General features: G+C 72.0%; 18 protein-coding genes. 7 read left to right on the top strand and 11 right to left on the bottom strand.

Annotation, left to right across the window (positions count from 1 at the left end):
• Positions 1–60: 60 nt before the first annotated feature.
• Positions 61–3,423 carry a right-handed parallel beta-helix repeat-containing protein gene (locus tag RWE79_RS35575; protein WP_475944312.1) on the top strand — a complete coding sequence of 1,121 codons (3,363 nt, stop codon included), beginning with the start codon at positions 61–63 and terminating at the stop codon, positions 3,421–3,423.
• 257 nt (positions 3,424–3,680) lie between these two features.
• On the opposite strand, the gene RWE79_RS35570 is transcribed toward RWE79_RS35575, so the two are convergent.
• The 6 genes from RWE79_RS35570 to RWE79_RS35545 form a co-directional block, all read right to left on the bottom strand.
• Positions 3,681–4,514 carry a MerR family transcriptional regulator gene (locus RWE79_RS35570; protein WP_475944310.1) on the bottom strand — a complete coding sequence of 278 codons (834 nt, stop codon included), beginning with the start codon at positions 4,512–4,514 and terminating at the stop codon, positions 3,681–3,683.
• Positions 4,515–4,553: 39 nt separating this feature from the next.
• Positions 4,554–5,036 (bottom strand): type II 3-dehydroquinate dehydratase, encoded by a 483-nt coding sequence (aroQ, locus tag RWE79_RS35565; protein ID WP_475944308.1) that lies wholly within the window; start codon positions 5,034–5,036, stop codon positions 4,554–4,556.
• A gap of 111 nt (positions 5,037–5,147) precedes the next feature.
• Positions 5,148–5,603, bottom strand: a complete 456-nt coding sequence (locus RWE79_RS35560) for a MaoC family dehydratase (protein ID WP_475944306.1) — start codon at positions 5,601–5,603, stop codon at positions 5,148–5,150.
• A gap of 66 nt (positions 5,604–5,669) precedes the next feature.
• Positions 5,670–7,172, bottom strand: a complete 1,503-nt coding sequence (gene menE, locus RWE79_RS35555) for an o-succinylbenzoate--CoA ligase (protein WP_475944304.1) — start codon at positions 7,170–7,172, stop codon at positions 5,670–5,672.
• Positions 7,173–7,182: 10 nt separating this feature from the next.
• Positions 7,183–8,064 (bottom strand): amidohydrolase family protein, encoded by an 882-nt coding sequence (locus tag RWE79_RS35550; RefSeq protein WP_475944302.1) that lies wholly within the window; start codon positions 8,062–8,064, stop codon positions 7,183–7,185.
• A complete protein-coding gene (locus RWE79_RS35545; protein ID WP_475944300.1) occupies positions 8,064–8,987 on the bottom strand; it encodes an SDR family NAD(P)-dependent oxidoreductase in 924 nt (307 codons plus the stop codon). The genes RWE79_RS35550 and RWE79_RS35545 overlap by 1 nt, the downstream gene beginning before the upstream one ends.
• 186 nt (positions 8,988–9,173) lie before the next feature.
• Here RWE79_RS35545 and RWE79_RS35540 point away from each other — a divergent pair, with 186 nt between their 5' ends.
• Positions 9,174–9,602 carry a MarR family winged helix-turn-helix transcriptional regulator gene (locus RWE79_RS35540; RefSeq protein WP_475944298.1) on the top strand — a complete coding sequence of 143 codons (429 nt, stop codon included), beginning with the start codon at positions 9,174–9,176 and terminating at the stop codon, positions 9,600–9,602.
• 6 nt (positions 9,603–9,608) lie between these two features.
• Positions 9,609–10,370 carry an IclR family transcriptional regulator gene (locus RWE79_RS35535; protein ID WP_475944297.1) on the top strand — a complete coding sequence of 254 codons (762 nt, stop codon included), beginning with the start codon at positions 9,609–9,611 and terminating at the stop codon, positions 10,368–10,370.
• An 11-nt stretch (positions 10,371–10,381) separates the two neighbouring features.
• Here RWE79_RS35535 and RWE79_RS35530 read toward each other — a convergent pair whose 3' ends face one another.
• Positions 10,382–11,512, bottom strand: coding sequence for an NAD(P)-dependent alcohol dehydrogenase (locus RWE79_RS35530; RefSeq protein WP_475944296.1), 1,131 nt, complete (start codon positions 11,510–11,512; stop codon positions 10,382–10,384).
• A 72-nt stretch (positions 11,513–11,584) separates the two neighbouring features.
• Positions 11,585–13,045: an aldehyde dehydrogenase family protein gene (locus tag RWE79_RS35525; RefSeq protein WP_475944295.1), complete on the bottom strand. Its 1,461-nt coding sequence runs from the start codon at positions 13,043–13,045 to the stop codon at positions 11,585–11,587.
• Positions 13,046–13,285: 240 nt separating this feature from the next.
• Between RWE79_RS35525 and RWE79_RS35520 the strand changes: the two genes are divergently transcribed.
• Complete coding sequence (locus RWE79_RS35520) at positions 13,286–13,699, top strand: MarR family winged helix-turn-helix transcriptional regulator (protein ID WP_475946305.1); 414 nt, start codon at positions 13,286–13,288, stop codon at positions 13,697–13,699.
• A 28-nt stretch (positions 13,700–13,727) separates the two neighbouring features.
• Positions 13,728–14,180 carry a hypothetical protein gene (locus tag RWE79_RS35515; protein WP_475944294.1) on the top strand — a complete coding sequence of 151 codons (453 nt, stop codon included), beginning with the start codon at positions 13,728–13,730 and terminating at the stop codon, positions 14,178–14,180.
• Between the two features lie 235 nt (positions 14,181–14,415).
• Here RWE79_RS35515 and RWE79_RS35510 read toward each other — a convergent pair whose 3' ends face one another.
• From RWE79_RS35510 to RWE79_RS35500, 3 genes are all read right to left on the bottom strand, one after another.
• Entirely contained in the window at positions 14,416–15,138 is a 723-nt protein-coding gene (locus RWE79_RS35510) for a dienelactone hydrolase family protein (protein ID WP_475944293.1), read from the bottom strand.
• A gap of 441 nt (positions 15,139–15,579) precedes the next feature.
• On the bottom strand, positions 15,580–15,978 hold the full coding sequence (locus RWE79_RS35505) for a winged helix-turn-helix transcriptional regulator (RefSeq protein ID WP_475944291.1): 399 nt from the start codon (positions 15,976–15,978) through the stop codon (positions 15,580–15,582).
• A gap of 77 nt (positions 15,979–16,055) precedes the next feature.
• Positions 16,056–16,571 carry a YceI family protein gene (locus RWE79_RS35500; RefSeq protein WP_475944289.1) on the bottom strand — a complete coding sequence of 172 codons (516 nt, stop codon included), beginning with the start codon at positions 16,569–16,571 and terminating at the stop codon, positions 16,056–16,058.
• 127 nt (positions 16,572–16,698) lie between these two features.
• Here RWE79_RS35500 and RWE79_RS35495 point away from each other — a divergent pair, with 127 nt between their 5' ends.
• Both RWE79_RS35495 and RWE79_RS35490 read left to right on the top strand, forming a co-directional pair.
• Entirely contained in the window at positions 16,699–17,211 is a 513-nt protein-coding gene (locus RWE79_RS35495) for a MarR family winged helix-turn-helix transcriptional regulator (protein ID WP_475944287.1), read from the top strand.
• 105 nt (positions 17,212–17,316) lie between these two features.
• Positions 17,317–18,813, top strand: coding sequence for an MFS transporter (locus RWE79_RS35490; RefSeq protein WP_475944285.1), 1,497 nt, complete (start codon positions 17,317–17,319; stop codon positions 18,811–18,813).
• Positions 18,814–18,956: the final 143 nt, after the last annotated feature.

The raw sequence follows: 18,956 nt of genomic DNA, 5'->3' as shown, positions 1-18,956 counted from the left end.
CCGCTCCGCCGAGACCGCCGAGACCAACCAGAGCGCCCACACGAGGAGGAGAGTTCGAACGTGGCACGCCAGTTGCTCACGGTCGGTCCCGATCGGCCGGACGGTTTCCGGACGATCGGTGACGCCTTGGCCGTCGCACGGACCGGAGCAGTGATCAATGTCACAGCAGGACGTTACGAGGAGAACCTGCGGGTCGCCACCCGGGTGACCATCGTCGCCGAGGGCGCCCGCGGCAGCGTGGAGATCTGTCCCGCGCGCGGCTCCGCCATCACCCTGCAGGCCGACGCGGTCATGCTCACCGACCTCGTGCTGCGCGGCCCGGAGGACGACGACGTCCCCGTGCTGGACGCCTTCCGGGGCCAGGCCGCCCTGGACGGCTGCGAGATCGTCGGCACCGGCTGGACGGCGGTGCTGAGCCGCAACGGCGGCTCGCTGGCGATGCGCAACTGCCGGATCACCAACCCGGCCGGCGCCGGGATCGTCGACACCTCGCCCGAGCACAGCGTCGTCGAGGACTGCGTGATCGAGCACCTGGGCAGTTCGGCGGTGGTCCTCGGCGAGCGGGCCCGTACGACCGTACGCGGCTGCACCCTGCGCGACGCGCGCGGCAACGGCGTACTGGCCAACGGGCAGGCGCGCGGGTCGGTCGAGGACTGCGACATCTCCGCCACCGACAAGCCGGGCGTCGCGCTGGAGCAGAACTGCACCACGCAGGTGCTGCGCACCACACTGCACGACCTGGTGACCGGCGTCCTGGTGACCAGCACCTCGCGCCCGGAACTGACGGATCTGGAGATCCTCGCGGTCTCCGAGCACGGCATCCTGGTCTCGGCCGGCGCCGAGCCGGTGCTGCGGCGCTGCCGGGTGGCGCGTACCAAGGGCAGCGGACTGGCCGTCACCGGCAAGGCCAGGGGCACGTACGAGGACTGCGAGTTCTCCTCGTGCGCCGGGCCCGCCCTCCTCGCCGTGGACAGCGCCGCGCCCGTGCTCGTACGCACGGTGGTGCGCGACTGCTCGGCCGCGACCGCCGTGCTGCTCACCGGCGAGTCCGCCGCGGAGTTCGACCGGCTGGAGGTGCTGGAGGCCGCCGGGGTCGGCATCTCCATACGCTCCGGGGCCAATCCGCTGATCCGGCGGGCCCACGTGACCTCGTCCAAGGGCCACGGCGTGGAGGTCGTCCAGGGCGGGCGCGGGCGGCTGGAGGACTGCGAGATCGACAGGTCCGGCGGCGCGGCCCTGCGGGTCGGCGACGACGGCCGCCCGCATGTCGGCAACAGCGCCCTGACCTCCGCCACGGGCCCCGGTGTGACCGTCGAGGCAGGTGGCCTCGCCGACATCCGGGACACCGGGATCGACTCGTGCGGCGCCGAGGGCATCCGGGTCGAGGACGGCGGCGAGATCTCCGCCGTCCGCAACCGGATCACCGGCGCCCGGGCCCACGGCGTGCTGCTCGCCGCCGGGGCTCGGGCCGCACTCAACGGCTGCACGGTCTCCAGCGGACAGGCGGACGGCATCCGGATCGACAGCGCCGAGCAGGTGTCGGTGAAGGACTGCACGGTCAGCGACAACCGGGGAGCCGGGCTGCGGCAGACCGTGCCCGACAACGGCCGGCTCGCCGTGGACAACCTGTCCAGCGTGGGCAACGGCGCGCGGGACGCCTGGGAAGGGGCGCCGCAGGCCGAGCCCGCGACGCCCGGACTGCTCGACGACCTGCTGTCCAAGCCCGACCGCGAGGGCGGCACAGCCCGCACGCAGCGCGGGGAACCGGACGGCCCGGTCGGTGAACTGGAGGCGCTGGTCGGCCTGAACGCCGTCAAGCACCAGGTCAAGGGCTTGATCAACCTGGCCCGCCTGGCGCAGCGCCGGGCCAGCCTCGGCATGCCGGCCCCGCCGATGAGCCGTCACCTGATCTTCGCGGGTGCCCCGGGCACCGGCAAGACCACCGTCGCCCGGCTCTACGGCTCCATTCTGGCCTCGCTCGGCGCGCTGCGCTCCGGCCATCTCGTGGAGGTCTCCCGGGCCGACCTGGTGGCGCAGGTCATCGGCGGCACGGCCATCAAGACCACGGAGACGTTCAACCGGGCGCTGGGCGGGGTGCTGTTCATCGACGAGGCGTACACGCTGGTCTCCGACAGCAAGGGTTCCGGCGTCGACTTCGGCCGCGAGGCGATCGACACGCTCGTGAAGCTGATGGAGGACCACCGCGACGACGTGGTGGTGATAGCCGCCGGCTACTCCAAGGAGATGGAGTCGTTCCTGGCCACCAACCCGGGACTCGCCTCGCGGTTCACCCGCACCGTGGAGTTCGTGAACTACACGGTGGACGAGCTGGTGACCATCGTGGAGAGCATGTGCGAGCGGCACCGCTACGAGCTGTCCCCGGACACCAAGGACGCGCTCGCGCTGCACTTCGGAGAGATGCCGCGGGGCGCCGGCTTCGGCAACGGCCGCGTGGCTCGGCAGGTCTTCGAGGAGATGGTCGACCGTCAGGCGTTCCGGCTGGCGGGCCTGCTGGAGGCCGGGGAGCACGACCTGACAGTGCTGCTGCCGGAGGACGTCGGCGATGTGGCGGCGGCCGCCGCCGTCGCCGCCGCCACGGGCGTCGTGTCGGCCTCGCCGCTGGACGAGCTGAACGCGATGGTGGGCCTGGACCGCGTCAAGGACGAGGTCACCGACATGATCAACCTGCTGTCGGCCTCCCAGCAGCGCCAGGCGGCCGGGCTGCCCGCCTCCCGGATCAACCAGCACCTCGTCTTCGCGGGCCCGCCCGGCACCGGCAAGACCACCGTGGCACGGCTGTACGGGAAGCTGCTGCGCTCCCTCGGCGTGCTGCCGCGCGGCCAGCTGATCGAGGTGTCCCGGGCCGACCTGGTCGGCCGGTACGTCGGGCACACCGCCCAGCTCACCCTTGAGGTGTTCGAGAAGGCCCTCGGCGGTGTGCTGTTCATCGACGAGGCGTACACGCTCACGCCCGTCGGGGCGCCCTCCGACTTCGGCCGCGAGGCCGTCGACACCCTCCTCAAGCTGATGGAGGACCACCGCGACGAGGTCGTGGTGATCGTCGCCGGCTACGACGAGGAGATGGAGCGCTTCATGGCCTCCAACCCGGGCCTGGCGTCCCGGTTCTCGCGGCGGGTGCAGTTCGACGACTACAGCTCCGAGGAACTGGTGACCATCGTCCAGCAGCACGCCGCCGCCTCCGGGTTCACCTGCGCCCCGGACGTGTCTCAGGCGCTCCTGGAGTTCTTCGAATCGCTGCCGAGAGGCCGCTCGTTCGGCAACGCCAGGCTGGCCCGACAGACGGTCGAGCAGCTGGCGACCCGCCAGGCCCGCCGGCTGGCCACGATGGACAACCCGGGGATGGCGGACCTCCAGACGCTGCTCTCGCACGACCTCCCGTCCTTCGGGACCAACCGGGTGTGACGGGGCCGCCCGCCCAGGGCGGTGGCCGGAACGGTTCGCCGGGTTGCGCAACCGACGGGCCGCGCCACCCGGCGAACGTACGCCGTCACCGCACCAGGGCAGCCCGACGGTCAGCCGAAGCAGCCGGGTGACCCGGGTGGCCGACTCGCTGAGTGGGGCCCTCCCCCGGCCGGCGGGGCGTGTCCGCCCAGCGTCATGACCGGGGAGTTGGTGAGGCAGTACGGGCCGGAGCCGGTGCAGGGCAGGGTCATGGCGGCTCAGTCCGCGACCGGGTAGGCGACGTCACAGACCTCGTCGTCGGGGCCGGCGGCGTCCCAGTCGGCGAAGTAGACCTCGCGGCAGGCCGAGCCGGCGGTGAGACCGCGCTCGGCGACGGCGTGGGCGACGGCGTCGAAGGCGATCGCGATCCTCGGGTACTGGACCTGGTCCTTCACCAGCCGGGCGTACATCTCCCGGTGGGCGGGCTCGACGCGGGCGGCGACCGCCGTGATGTCCTGCCCGGACGCGACGGGCACACAGGCCTCGGCCGGGCCGTCGCTGTCCTCGCCGACCTCGCCGTGGTAGATCACGAAGGGCGGCCCCACCACTCCCCCGTACTCCTGGGCGGCCCTGACCAGCCGGTCCAGGGCCGCGCCGATCCAGCCGGGCAACTCCTGCGGGCCGATGAGCCGTTGCTCGGTGAGCACCAGCTGCTCGGGCACCTCGCGTTCCCTGATCGCGTACATCCCGTAACTCCCCTTTCCACCTGACAACGTGACCTTCAGGTGCGCGGCGAGCTCCCGTTGCGCCGCGACGCGGCGCTCCACGGACGACCAGTACTCCTCGACCAGCGTGGCCCCGTGTTCCGCCGGGGCCGTGACGACCCGGGCGACCACGGCCAGCGGCATGTCGAGACCCCGCAGGGTCGCGACGAGCCGCGCGGTGGCCAACTGGCTCTCGCGGTAACGGCGGTAGCCGCTGACCGGATCGATGTCGGCGGGGGCCAGGACGCCCAGCCGGTCGTACAGCCGCAGGGCCTTCAGCGACAGCCGTGACCGCCGCGCGAAGACCCCGATGCCCAGCAGCGGGTCCGCCCGCTCTCGTTCACTCACGCGCACGGCTCCACGGTGGGGTCTGCCCCTGGGGAAGGGTCAACCGGCGAGACCGGCGGCCCGGCGTTCCCGGCGTTCCCGGACGAGGGTGCAGGCGCGGTCGACGGCGAAGCCGTAGCCCTGGACGCCGCAGCCGGCGATGACGGCGTCGGCGACCCCGGAGACGTAGGAGTGGTGCCGGAACTCCTCGCGCCGGTGGATGTTGGAGATGTGGACCTCCACGACGGCCAGTCCGTCGCACGCGGCGACAGCGTCCCGCAGGGCGACGGAAGTGTGGCTGTAGGCACCGGGGTTGATGACGACGGCGGCGTGGCCGAGCCGTGCCTCGTGGATCCAGTCGATGAGGGTGCCCTCGTGGTTGCTCTGCCGGCAGTCGGCGGTGAAGCCGTGGCGCGCGGCGGTGCCGGCGGCGAGCTTCTCGACGTCGGCGAGCGTGTCGGAGCCGTAGATCTCGGGCTGCCGCTGTCCCAGCAGGTTGAGGTTGGGGCCGTTGAGGACGAGCACGGCAGTGGAGTTCGGCATCATTCACATCCACGTAATGTACGAACCGGTACGTTTGTGACACGCTACCGCACCCGCCCGCCGTGCCCGGTGCCCCGCGTGGGCCCCCGACGCCCCGCACCGCCCGGGCGCCTACGCGTAGAAGCGCGACACGCTCTGCAGTACGGCGGCGGGCTTGGCGCCGCCCTCGATCTCGATGGCACCGTCCACGGTGATCTGCACGCCGCCGGGGATCTCCTCGACCTCGGCGAGCCGGGCGGTCAGCCGGATCCGGGAGCCGGCCCTGACCGGGGAGGGGAACCGTACTTTGTTCAGGCCGTAGTTGACCTTGGTGGTGACGCCCTCGACGTCGAGCAGTCCGGTGAACAGCGGGATGAACAGGGACAGCGTCAGATATCCATGGGCGATGGGCGCGCCGAAGGGGCCCTCCTTGGCCTTCTCGACGTCGGTGTGGATCCACTGGTGGTCGCCGGTGGCGTCGGCGAAGGTGTCGATGCGTTCCTGGGTGACGTCGATCCAGTCGCTGGTGCCCAGGTCGCTGCCGGCCAGCTTCTTCAGCTCGTCCAGGCCGTTGACGGTGATGCTCATCGCTCTTCTCCAGGTGATGTGATGGCCGGCTTCGGTGAGGTGAGGAGGTGCGTCGTCGGCCGGGCGTCAGGAAGCGCCGTGCAGCGAGCGCACCCGGGCCTTGAGGAGCTTGCCCGAGGCGGTCCTGGGCAGCGCGTCGACCACCACGACGGACTTGGGGATCTTGTACTTGGCGAGCCGCCCGGCCAGCGAGGCCAGCACCTCGTCCGGGTCGATGGCGGCGCCCTCGCGGGGGACGACGACCGCGCGGCCGACCTCGCCCCATCTGTCGTCCGGGACACCGATGACGGCGGCCTCGACGATGTCGGGGTGGGCGAGCAGGACCTCCTCGACCTCGGCGGGGTAGACGTTCTCGCCGCCCGAGATGATCATGTCCTTGAGCCGGTCGACGATGGTGACATAGCCGTCCTCGTCGATCCGGGCCGCGTCGCCGGTCCGGAACCAGCCGTCGGCCAGCACCGCCGCCGTCTCGTCCGGCAGTCCCCAGTAGCCCGGCATGACGTGCGGGCCCCGGACCAGGATCTCGCCGGGCTCGCCGGTGCCGACCGCGGTCAGGTCGGGGCGGACGACGCGTACGTCACTGAAGAAGTGCGGCACTCCGGCCGAACCGGCCTTGCTGACCGCGTGCCCGGCGTCCAGGAAGAGCACGCCCGGCGAGGCCTCGGTCATGCCGTAGCCCTGCAGGAAGGTCAGGCCCCGGGCCTGGTAGGCCTCTATCAGCGGGGCCGGTACCGGGGAGCCGCCGCAGGACAGCATGCGCAGCGACGACAGGTCGGCGTCGGCCCAGCCGGGCTGCCGGGCCATCTGGTCGAACATCGCCGGCACCCCGAACATGAAGGTGATCCGGTGCCGGGCGATGAGGTCGAAGGAGCCGGCCGCGTCGAAGGCCTCGACGACCACGCAGGTGCCGCCCTTGAGCAGCACCGGCAGGGTCATCATGTTGAGCCCGGCGGTGTGGAACAGCGGCGCCGACACCAGGGCGACCTCGTCGGCGATCACGTCCTGGTCGACCAGCACGTTGAAGGCGTTCCAGGTGAGGTTGCCGTGGGTGAGCATCGCGCCCTTGGGGCGGCCGGTGGTCCCGGAGGTGTACATGATGATGCAGACGTCGTCGAGCGAGACCGGTTCGTCGATCGGCTCGTCCGGGGCCGCGGCCAGCAGGTTCTCGTACTCCGGGCCGACGGTGACATGCACCCGTACGTCGGTCGTGCCGCGCAGTTCGTCCATCAGCGCGTCGTGCGAGGCGGCGCGGATCAGCGCCTTGGCACCGGAGTCCTTGAGCTGGTAGCCGATCTCGGGGGCCGTGAGCCGGGTGTTGAGCGGTACGAAGACCGCGCCCAGGACGCCGGCCGCGAAGAGCGTCTCCAGATACGCCGGGTGGTTGGGGCCGAGATAGGCGACCCGGTCGCCACGGCGGATCCCGGCGGAGCGCAGGGCGTGCGCGAGCCGGCTGACGCGGCGGTGCAGCTCGGCGTAGCCGACGGCCCCGCCCTGGTGGACCAGTGCCGTGCGGTGGGGGGTCTTGCGGGCCCGGCGGGCGGGCCACGATCCCAGTCCCTCGTTGCGCATGGGCGGTCCCCTAGACCTTCGTGAGCCCGAGCAGGCGGGCGGCGTTCTCCTTGAGGATCTTCGGCCGGACCTCGTCCTTGATCGGCAGCTTCGCGAAGTCGGCGAGCCACCGGTCGGGGGTGAGGACGGGGAAGTCGGAGCCGAACAGGACCTTGTCCTTGAGCAGCGTGTTGGCGTACTGCACCAGCTGCGGCGGGAAGTACTTCGGCGACCAGCCGGACAGGTCGATGTGGACGCCCGGCTTGTGGGTGGCCACCGCCAGCGCCTCGTCCTGCCAGGGGAAGGACGGATGCGCCAGAATGATCTTCATATGGGGGAAGTCGGCGGAGACGTCGTCGACATGCAGCGGGTTGCTGTACTTCAGCCGGATGCCGCCGCCGCCCGGGACTCCGGCGCCGATGCCGGTCTGGCCGGTGTGGAACAGGGCGACGGTGCCGGTCTCCTCGATGACCTCGTACAGCCCGTACGCGAGGCGGTCGTTGGGGAAGAAGCCCTGGATGCTGGGGTGGAACTTGAAGCCCTTCACCCCGTACTCCTCGACCAGCCGGCGGGCCCGCTTCACCCCGGCGCGGCCCCGGAAGGGGTCGATGGAGGCGAAGGGGATGAGTACGTCGGCGTTGGCGGCGGCCGCCTCGGCGACCTCCTCGTTGGGGACGGGCGCGGTGCCGGTGGCGTGCTCGGCGTCCACGGTGAAGATGACGGCGGCCATCGCGCGCTCACGGTAGTAGGCGGCGGTCTCCTCCAGGGTCGGCCTGCGCTTGCCCTCGACCTTGAAGTAGGCGCTGGAGGCGTCGTGCAGCTCGTCGTCCAGGGAGGAGTGGCCCTTGGAGGACACCTCCGCGTGGGTGTGGACGTCGATGGCGGTCAGTGCGTCCACGTCGATGGCGGTCATCACGCCTCCGGGAGCTCGGGCGCCGGGATGCCGACGGTCTGCGGCTCGCGGCCGACCGAGGTGTGCCAGGTGGCGGCGATGGTGTCCGGGGTCCAGCCCCCGTCCGCGTACGCCACCGAGACCTCCTGCGGGTGCGACCACAGGGCCAGCTTGTCACCGCCGATGCCGATGCACTGGCCGGTGACGTCCCGGGCCGCCTCGGAGGCCAGGAACGGCACGAGCGCGGCGCAGTCCTCGGCGGTGCCGAAGCCCTCGCCCTTGCGCAGGAAGTCCGGCAGTGGCTCGCCGGCCCGGTTGGCCTCGATGTACGGGGCGAAGGCGGGGATCGTCCCGGTCATCGCGGTGGCGGCGACCGGCACGATCGCGTTGACGGTGATGCCGGCCCGGCCCAGTTCCATGGACCAGGTGCGGGTCATGGCGGCGATGCCGGCCTTGGCCGCCGCGTAGTTCGTCTGGCCGAAGTTGCCGCGCTGCCCGGCCGGGGAGCCGACCAGGATCAGGCTGCCGCCCTCGCCCTGCTCGCGCAGCCGTACGGCGGCGGCGCGGGCCAGCGTGAAGGTGCCCTTGAGGTGGACGCCGATGACGGCGTCGAAGTCCTCGTCGGTCATCTTCCACAGCACCCGGTCGCGCAGGATGCCCGCGTTGGTGACCAGGACGTCGAGCCGGCCGAAGGCCTCCACGGCCCGGTTGACCAGGCGCTCGGCGGCCTCGGTGGTGCCCACGGCGACGGCCTCGGCCACCGCCTTGCCGCCGGCCTCGTTGATGGAATCGGCGGCCCGCGCGGCGAGGGCCTCGTCCAGGTCGTTCACGACCACGGCCGCGCCGGCCCGGGCCAGGGCGGTGGCGTAGGCCAGACCGAGACCGCGGCCGCTGCCGGTGACGACGGCCACCTTGCCGGTGAGGTCGATGGGGACGTTCGACACGACGGTGTGTCCCTTCGGGGGGATTGGCTCATGGGAGCTGACAGAAATAGAAGCTATGACCAATCATTGTTGACGTCAATAGTTGTTTGAGACCTCGACATGCCTCATGCTGGGAGGGGGCACCCGCCCTGACCCGACCTGACCCTGGAGCACGAAATCGCTGACACCGAGGTGGACGCGCCCTGGATGCGCGGCCTGCACACCGACACCGGTTATCTGCTCTACCGGCTGGGACTGCTGTCCGGCAGGCTGTTCAACGCGGGCCTGGAGGAGCACGGCCTGCGACTGCGGCACTACGCGCTGCTGCGGTACCTCGCCACCGTCGGGGGCGCGCTCCAGCGGGAGCTGAGCACCCGGCTCGGCTACGACCCCAGCGCCATCGTGAGCCTGGTCGACGACCTCCAGGGCCTGGGTCTGGCCGAACGCCGCCCGTCCCCCGGGGACCGGCGCAGCCGCGTCGTCGTCCTGACCGACCGGGGCCGTGACGTACTGCGCGAGACCGACACGGCGGGCCGCCGCGTCACCGACGACCTGCTGGAGCCGCTCGGCCCGCGGGAACGGGAGACCCTGCACGCGCTGCTGGAGCGGGTGGCCGACTCCGCCGACCGGGGCTGAGCCGCCGTGCCGGCCGGCCCCACCGCCGCGGAGCGGCTGCTCGCCGTCCTCGGCGCCTTCGACCACCGGCACCCCTGCCTCACCCTCACCGGGATCAGCCACCGCGCCGGGCTCACCCTCACCACCGCCCACCGGCTGGTGGCCACCCTCACCGGCTGGGGCGCCCTGGAACGCGACGACGCGGGCGGCTACCACGTCGGCCTGCGCCTGTACGAGCTGGCCGCGCTCTCCCCGCGCGGGATCGGCCTCCGACAGGCCGCGATGCCCTTTCTGGAGGACCTGTACGAGGCCACCCACGAGAACGTCCACCTCGCCGTCCGCGACGGGCTGGAGGTGGTCTACATCGAGCGCATCTCCGGCCGCTCGGCGGTCGGCGTACGCAGCCAGGTCGGTGCCCGCTGGCCGCTGCACGCCACCGGGGTGGGCCTGGCGCTGCTGGCCCACGGCAGCGCGGCCCTGCAGGAGGAGGTCTGCGGTCGGGCCCTGGCCTCCTTCACCCCCTTCACGGTGACCGACCCGGCGCGGCTGCGCCGGATGCTGGCGGAGGTCCGGCGCGGCGGCTGCGCGATCAGCGACCGCCAGATCACCGACGACGCCCTGTCCGTCGCCGCCCCGGTGCGGGGGCCGCGCGGTGATGTCGTCGCCGCCGTCTCGGTGGTCGTGCCGGTGGACGGCGCGCAGACCCAGGCCCTGGTGCCCGCGGTCCGCGTCGCCGCCCGGGGCATCTCCCGCACCCTGGGCTGGCAGCCCGCCGCTCCCCCGTCCTGACCGGGACGGGCTCAGAAGCGCAGCACCGGCTTGATGGTGTCGCCCGAGACGATGTCGGCGACGGCCTGCGCGATCTCCTCGAAGGCGTAGTGCCGGACGAGGCGGTCGACCGGCAGCCGGCCGGAGGTGACCAGGTCGACCAGTACCGGGAGCAGCGACTGGGTCTCGCTGTCGCCGAGGGTGAGACCGACGACCGTGCGGCCGGGGAGCATGAAGTTGACGTCGAGCGGGACGGTGGTGCCGAAGGCGGGGGCGCCGACGATGACGGCGGTACCGCGCGCGGCCAGGGTGCTGATGGCCTCGGTCAGGACGCCGGCGTTGCCGGTGGTCTCCACGAGGCCGTTGGCACCTGCGCCGCCGGTGAGTTCGGCGACGGCTGCGGCCAGACCGGCGCCGGTACCGTCGGCGCCCGGGGCGGCCGAGGTGTCGACCGTGTGGGTGGCGCCGAGTTCGCGGGCCAGGGCGAGCCGTTCCGGCACGCGGTCCACGGCGACGATACGGGTGGCGGGGGTGAGGCGGGCGGCCATGACGGCGGACAGCCCGACCGCTCCGGCCCCGGTGACCACGACGGTGTCCCCGGGGCGCGGCCGCAGCACGTTCCACACGGCGCCGACGCCGGTCTGGACACCGCAGCCGAGCGGGGCGAGCAGTTCCAGCGGCGCGTCGGCGGGCACCTTGACCAGGCTGCGTTCGTCCACCAGGGCGTGCCGGGCGAACGAGGACTGCCCGAAGAAGTGGCCGCCGATGCCCTCACCGCCCCGGCTGACCGTGGCGGAACCGTCCGCCCGCGTACCGCCCAGGAGGTTGAGCGGCAGCCAGGTCGCGCAGTAGGCGGGGTGGCCGTCACGGCAGTTGGCGCAGCCGCCGCAGGAGGTGAAGGACAGCAGCACCTGGTCGCCGGGCCGGACCCGGGTGACGGCCGAGCCGACCGCCTCGACGACGCCGGCGCCCTCGTGGCCGAGGACTCCGGGCAGCGGGAAGGGCAGCGCGCCGGCCGCGACGCCCAGGTCGGTGTGGCAGACGCCGGCCGCGACGACGCGGACCAGGACCTCGTCCGGCCGGGGGTCGGCGAGTTCGACCTCGCAGAAGGAGAAGCCCGCGCCGGCCGACTCGACGACTGCGGCCGCGGTGGTGGTGGTCATATGTGCTCCAGCGGGGGAAGAGGGGGAAGAGCGAACCGCGGGTGGGCGGCGGGCGGGAGGCGGCGAGCGGCCTCAGGCCAGGGAGATGACGACGGACTTGACCCTGGTGTACGACTCCAGCGCCTCGGGCCCGTACTCGCGGCCGAAACCGGACTGCTTGACGCCGCCGAACGGGATGGCCGGGTCGAGCATCGCCCAGTCGTTGACCCAGACGATGCCGGCCTGAAGGCGGGCGGCGACGCGGTGGGCGCGCGCCAGGTCCCGGGTCTGCAGACCGGCGGCGAGGCCGTACGGGGTGCTGTTGGCGAGGGTGACCGCCTCGTCCTCGGTGTCGAAGGGCTGGACAGTAAGGACGGGCCCGAAGACCTCCTCCTGCACGACCCGCGAGTCGTTGCCGAGGCCGGCGATGACGGTGGGCCGGTAGTAGTAGCCGCCGTCGAGGTCGAGCCGCTCGCCGCCGACGACGATACGGCCGCCCTCCTGCCGGGCGAGGCGCACGTACTCCTCGACCTTCTCCAGGTGCCGGCGGCCGGCCATCGGGCCGACGACGGTCGCCGGGTCGGAGGGCGCCCCGACCGGGACCCCGGCGACGGCGCCTTCGAGGATGCCCAGCACGGTGTCGTGCAGGGAGCGGTGGACCAGCAGGCGCGGACCGCCCATGCAGAACTGGCCGGTGTTGAAGACGAAGCCCTTGATGACGGCGCCGATCGCCTGCTCCAGGTCGGCGTCCTCGAAGACGATGTTGGCCGCGTTGCCGCCCAGCTCCATGGTGACGGACTTGAGTGCCTCGCCCGCCGTGGCGGCCGCGTGCCGGCCGACCTCGGTGGAGCCGGTGAACACGATCTTGTCGACCCCCGGGTGGCGGAGCAGCGCCTCGCCGACCACCGCGCCGCTGCCGGTGACCACGTTGAGCACGCCGTCCGGCACCCCGGCCTCGGCGAGGATCTCGGCCATCAGCAGGGCGCTGAGCGGGGTGTCCTCGGCGGGCTTGTGGACCACCGTGTTGCCGGCCGCCAGGGCCGGGGCCAGCTTGGAACTGCTCAGGATCAGGGGGAAGTTGAAAGGGGTGATGGCCGCGACGACACCCAGCGGTTCGCGCCGGGTGTAGGCGTGCGAGGGGATCGGGATCTGCCGGGTGGAGCCGTCGACGCTCTGGGCCATCGCGGAGTAGTACTCGTACTCCTCGGCCGCGGTCGCCACATCGACGGCGCGGGCCAGGCTGACCGGCTTGCCGACGTCGAGGCTCTCCACGGCGACGAGTTCGTCCTCACGCCTGCGGATCAGGTCCGCGACGCGGTGCAGGACGCGGGCCCGCTCGCGGCCCGGGGTCCGCGGCCAGGGGCCCTCGTCGAAGGCCCGGCGGGCGGCGGTGACCGCCGCGTCGAGGTCGGCCGCGTCCGCCTCGGCGACCGTGGTGACGACCGTGCCGGTGGCCGGATCGACGACGTCACGCCTGCCCTTGGCCGCCGCCTCGCGCCATTCCCCGTCGATGAAGAGCCTGCCCGGCTCGATCGTAGGCCTGTTCACGGACATGACCCGCTCGCCTTCCCGGTGCGGGTACGCGCACCGCGCTGATGCCGGCCGCACCGCTGCGACCAACAGGTTTCCTGATAATTACCCCCCATGACCGCCAACGCAAGGGGGTAGGGATAATCAGGAAGTCTGAATGTCGAGCAGCTCTGGAGGGCGCACGTGGCGACACACACCGCGCGCACGGCCGACGACGGGGCCGGCGGGCCCGGCAGTCCGGCCGGACTCCCCCGGCCGTCCCTGATGTACGCCGTCAAACAGGTCGAACTCGCCGCTCGCGCCCACATGGACGAGCTGCTCAAGCCGACCGGCATCACGGCCCTGCAGTACACCGCCCTGACCGTGCTGCGCCGCCGCGACGGGCTCAGCTCCGCCCAACTGGCCCGCAACTCCTTCGTCACCGCCCAGTCCATGGCCGACATGGTCACCACCCTGCAGCGGCGCGGCCTGATCGACCGCCGCCGCGACCCGGACAACCGCCGCGTACTGCTCATCAGCCTGACCGACGCCGGCCGCGAACTGCTGGCCGCCTACGACCCGCCGATGGACACCCTGGAACAGCGCATGCTCGGCGACCTCGCCCCCCACGAGCGCACCGCCCTGGAGAGCTACCTCAACCGCTGCCGGGCCGCCCTCGCCGACGAACCGCCGCACTGACCACGGCCCCGCCCGCACAATGAGGGGCATGGACCTGCGCCCGGAACTGCTGCCGCCACCCGTGGACCACCGGCACCTTGCCGGGATCCGCGCGGAGATCGGACAGATCTCGAACCTGGTCGCCGGCGGCGGCCCGGCGGACGAGGCGATCACCGCCTTCAACGAACGGACCGGGCACGACTACTCGCCTCTGGACTTCGCCGCGTACGACAGCGGACGCGACCTGGAGGACTTCGCCCGGGAAGCCGCCCGGCCGGCCCGGCCGAAGGTGCCCGGCGTCACGCGGGAGGAGCTCGTCGAGATCGTCCGCGGAATCACGGCCGGCCACCCCGAAGCCGGCTACTACCTGCTGCTGTTCGACGTCAATGTGCCCCACCCGCGAGCAGCCGACCTGGTCTTCCACCCACCGGCCCGGCTCCGGGAGGCTTCGGCCGAGGCGATCGTGGAGGCGGCTCTGAGCTATCGGGCGATCGCCCTGTGATCACCCGGCCCGGGGGCCGTCGAGCAGGCACCTGACCCGGCCCTCCACTCGGGAGGAGGCGCTGGCGGCCGAGCGCCGCCCCGACCGGCCGCTACCGCCGATGGCCGGTACCGCCGCGATCGGGGCGGTTGTGCGTCTGCCGGCCACCGCATCCAGGGAGGCCGGGACCTGTCCTCGACGAGCGGCCTCCTGGCCGACACCGCCTACCGGCTGCTGCCGGCCCGACGGCCCGGCCTCACTTCAGGTGCCGGGCGAAGAACCGGTCCCCGTCGTCCACCTCGAACCACGGGGTGCCGGCGTGCCCGCCCAGATTGGCGTGCAGCGTCTTCTCCTCGGTGCCGAAGGCGTCGAACAGGTCCAGGGCCCGCTGCCGGGGGTTCCCTTCGTCGTCCCACTGCAGCAGGAACAGCAGCGGAACGGTGACCTGCCGGGCCTCCTCGCGCTGGGCGCGGGGCACGTAACCCCCGGCGAAGAAACCGGCGGCCACGATGCGCGGCTCGACCACCGCCAGCCGAATGCCGACGGCGGTCCACCCCGAGTACCCGACCGGGCCGCCGATCTCGGGCAGCGAAAGGAGGGCGTCCAGGGTGGTCCGCCATTCCGGGACCGTCTTTTCGACCAGCGGGCCGACGAAGGATTCGAAGATCTCATCGACCGGTTCGCCGGCCTGCATCGCCCGGCGGAGGTCGGCGCGAGCCTGCTCATCGACGGCGGAACGGGGCCGGTCCCCGTGCCCGGGGGCGTCGATGGCGGCCACCGCGTAGCCGTACACCGCGGATTGCCGGGCTCGGGCCACCAGCCGTGATTCCCGCCTGTGCAAACCGCCGTTGTGGCCGGTCAGGATCAGCGGGGCCGGTGCGGCGGATTGGGACGTCCACAGGGTGCCGGGGATCTCGCCGAGGGTGAATTCGCGTTCGAGGACGCCGTCGTCGAGGCGCTGTTCGGAAGTGAATCGCATGGTCGTGCCTTTCGGGAGTGCTCTTGAACGGCGCTCCCGGACGACCTACCGTCCGACCGTGACCCCGGAGGGGAGCACCCATGTCGATACTGCTTTCACGGGTACCACCTCCTCGGTCTCTCGCACGGCCTCCGGAAAACTAGCAGTGGTCGCCGTGGTCCGCCAACGGGTTTTCGCGGAGATACGTGGCCTCCGCGGCCGGAGGCCACGTATCTCCTGGACGCGATCGCAGCGTGGCGAAATCGGAACACTGCGCACAGCCGCTCGGGGTCTCATCGCGGCATTCCCGAGTGGAGGGCCGACCCGTGCGGCGGCCGGGGTGGGGAACGCCCGAGTCGCCGTTCCCCACCTGCCGGGCCAGGGGTTCGAGGTCGTCCGGTCGCCTGGTGACGGCCCCGGCGGACGCGGGTCCCGGCACCATGAGGCGAGGCCGCCCCGCGTTCAGCCCTGCTTGGCCCTGTCGTACGTGTCCCGGGCGTCCATGACGTCCGGGACGCGGCTTTCCACCCACCGGGCCAGCGACCACACCTGGCGGGCGGCCTCCTCGCCGATCGGCGTGAGGGAGTAGTCGACGTGCGGCGGGATGACGGGATGCGCCTCGCGGTGCACGAAGCCGTCCCGCTCCAGGGTCTGGAGGGTCTGGGCCAGCATCTTCTCGCTGACCCCGCCGACCGCGCGGCGCAGCTCGCTGAAGCGGTGGGTGCCGTCGATCAGCGTGGCCAGCACCAGGACACCCCAGCGGCTGGTGACATGTTCCAGGACCAGCCGCGAGGGACAGCTCGCCACATTGACATCCGGTACCAGCGCCTGCAGCGCCTTCAGCTCATGACTCACTGCCATGGACGTACCTTACTTCAGGTTGGGTACTTTCCAGAAGTAAGTACTGGCGGGGTCGGGCCGGAGCGACCGGAGGCCTCTCACGCCGCCGCGGGCCTGAAGGCGAGGGTCGCGCTGACGGTGGTCAGGCCCCGGATCATGCCCATCTGGTTCCATCCCATGCCGAACCGGTCCCGGTCCACGGTGAACTCCGCGGCCAGCGTGACCGCGTCGGGGCCCGCGTCGGCGACCCGGGCCACGACGGACTGCGGCTTGCTGATGCCGCGCACCGTGAGCTGTCCGTCGATCTCGACGGTGTCGTCCTGGCGGGCCACGGCCTTGCGAACGGCGAACGTGATGGTGGGGTGCTGGTCCGCGTCGAAGAGGTCGGCGGAGCGGAGGTGCTTGTCGCGCTTGGCGTTCGCGGTGTCCAGGGACGCGGCGTCCAGGGTGATGCTGCCGCTGGCGGTTCCGTCGGCCCGGACCTCGCCCTCACCGGTGACGCCGGTGAAGGTGCCCTTCACGGTGACCATGCCCCACATCGTCCTGTGCTTGATGGTGACGGTGGAGGGGGCGGGGTCGAGCTGCCACAGGCCGGTTTCGACAGCGACGGTCATGGGGTTTCTCCTGATGGTTACGGGTGGTGGACAGAGGCCGTGGGTAGGACTCAGGCAGTTGTCCAAATTTGGATGACCCCACGCTAGCCACTTATCCAAAATTGGACAACCGGTAGACTGTGACGTCATGGCCAACTCACCAGCCCCCGCCGACCCGCCCGCACACCGACCGCCGGGCGACGACGGGCTGCTGCCGGCCGAACTGCGGGCCTGGATGCGCCTGCTGGCCGCGGCCGGCGCGATCGAACAGCAGCTGCGCTCCCGCGTGAAGGACGCCCTCGGCGTCTCGCACGACGAGTTCCTGGTGCTGTGCCTGCTCGCCGACCAGCCCGGGGCCAGCCTGCGGATGACGCAGATCGCGGAGCTGCTGGGCCGCCCCAAGACACGGCTGACGTATCAGGTCGCCTGCCTGCAACACGCCGGACTGATCACCAGGCGCTCCACGTGCGGCGACCGGCGCGGGGTCGAGGTGGTGCTCACCGACAAGGCCCGTGACCTGCTGCGGGAGTCCTCGCACCCGCTGGCCGACGCCGTCTCCCGGGCGATCGCCCAGACGGCCTGCTCCCAGGGGTACGAGGCGCTGCACGACCTGCTGCCGACCTCCCCCGACACCGGCGGAGCGCCCGGGAAGACCGTGTAGCCGAGCACGTTCCACCTCCACCGCAGGACGCACTTGCCTAAGTCAATCAATCTGCTTATAGTTGAGTGAGTTAAGCAATTTGCTGACCCTGACGGAGGCCCCGCCATGTCCGACGCACTTGCCCGATCCGCCGAGGCCGGGGGCTCCGCCCCGCCGAAGTCGAACGCCGTGGTGGCGGTGCTGGCCCTGGCCGGGATCGTCGTCTCGCTGATGCAGACCCTGGTGATCCCGATCGTCCCGGAGCTGCCGAAACTCCTCCACGCCTCGGCGTCGAACACCATCTGGGCGGTCACCGCCACGCTGCTCGCCGCCTCCGTCGCCACGCCGGTCGTCGGCCGCCTCGGCGACATGTTCGGCAAGCGCCGCATGCTGCTGGTCAGCATCGTCCTGCTGGTGGCCGGTTCGGTCGTCTGCGCGCTGAGCGACTCCCTGGTCCCGATGATCATCGGACGGACCCTGCAGGGCCTGGCCGCCGCTGTCGTCCCGCTGGGCATCAGCGTCATGCGCGACGTACTGCCCGCCGAGCGGCTCACCGGATCCACCGCGCTGATGAGCGCCTCGCTGGGTGTGGGCGGCGCCCTGGGGCTGCCCACCGCCGCCTTCGTCGCCGACCGCTTCGACTGGCACATCCTGTTCTGGACCTCGGCCGCCCTCGGCGCCGTCGCCTTCGCCCTCGTCCTGACGATCGTGCCCGAGTCCAAGGTGCGCGCCGGCGGCCGCTTCGACCTGATCGGTGCCATCGGCCTGTCGACCGCCCTTGTCTCCCTGCTGCTGGCCGTCTCCAAGGGCTCCGACTGGGGCTGGACCAGCGGCACGGTCCTCGGCCTGTTCGCCACCGCCGTCGTCGTGCTCCTGGCCTGGGGGGCGTTCGAACTGCGCACCGCCCAGCCGCTGGTGGACCTCCGCACCCTCGCCCGCCGCCAGGTGCTGTTCACCAACCTCGCCTCGGTGGCGTTCGGCTTCTCGATGTTCGCGATGTCCCTGGTCCTGCCGCAGCTGCTCCAGCTGCCCGAGCAGACGGGCTACGGCCTCGGCAGGTCCATGCTGACCGTCGGCCTGGTCCTGGCTCCGCAGGGCCTGGTGATGATGGCGATGGCACCGCTGTCCGCCGCGATCTCCAAGACCAAGGGCCCGAAGATCACCCTGATGCTCGGCGCCGTCATCGTCGCAGCGGGCTACGGTCTGAACATCGTCCTGATGTCCGAGGTCTGGCACCTCGTCCTGGTCTCCTGCGTCATCGGCGCCGGTGTCGGCTTCGCGTACGGCGCGATGCCCGCGCTCATCATGGGCGCCGTGCCCGCGTCCGAGACGGCCGCCGCCAACAGCCTCAACACCCTGATGCGGTCCATCGGTACGTCCTTCGCCAGCGCCCTCGCCGGCGTCATCCTGGCGCAGATGACCACCACCTTCGGCAGCACCGCCCTGCCCTCCGAGAACGGCTTCAAAACCGTGATGGCCGTCGGCGCCGGTGCCGCCCTCCTCGCCCTCCTGCTGGCCTCCTTCCTCCCGCGCCGCCGCGCCGCCGACTCGCAGGCGGCGTCCGCCCCCGCGGGGGCCGGCCTTCCGGCCGGGGCCGCGGAGGTGGCCGACGCCAAGGCGTAGCGCCCCGCGCGGGACGCCCGCCGATCACCGAGCGCCAGGCGTTCGCCTCTCCCGGGAGGCGAACGCCTGGCGCGTCCGCACCCGTATCCGCACCCGTATCGTTCCACCAGCGACCAGTGAGGAGTCAGACGGTGACAGCCAAG

The sequence above is a fragment of the Streptomyces sp. RLA131 genome (assembly GCF_056270125.1).
Note: the sequence above shows the minus strand (reverse complement) of the source record. Positions and strands in the feature narration are given on the sequence as shown.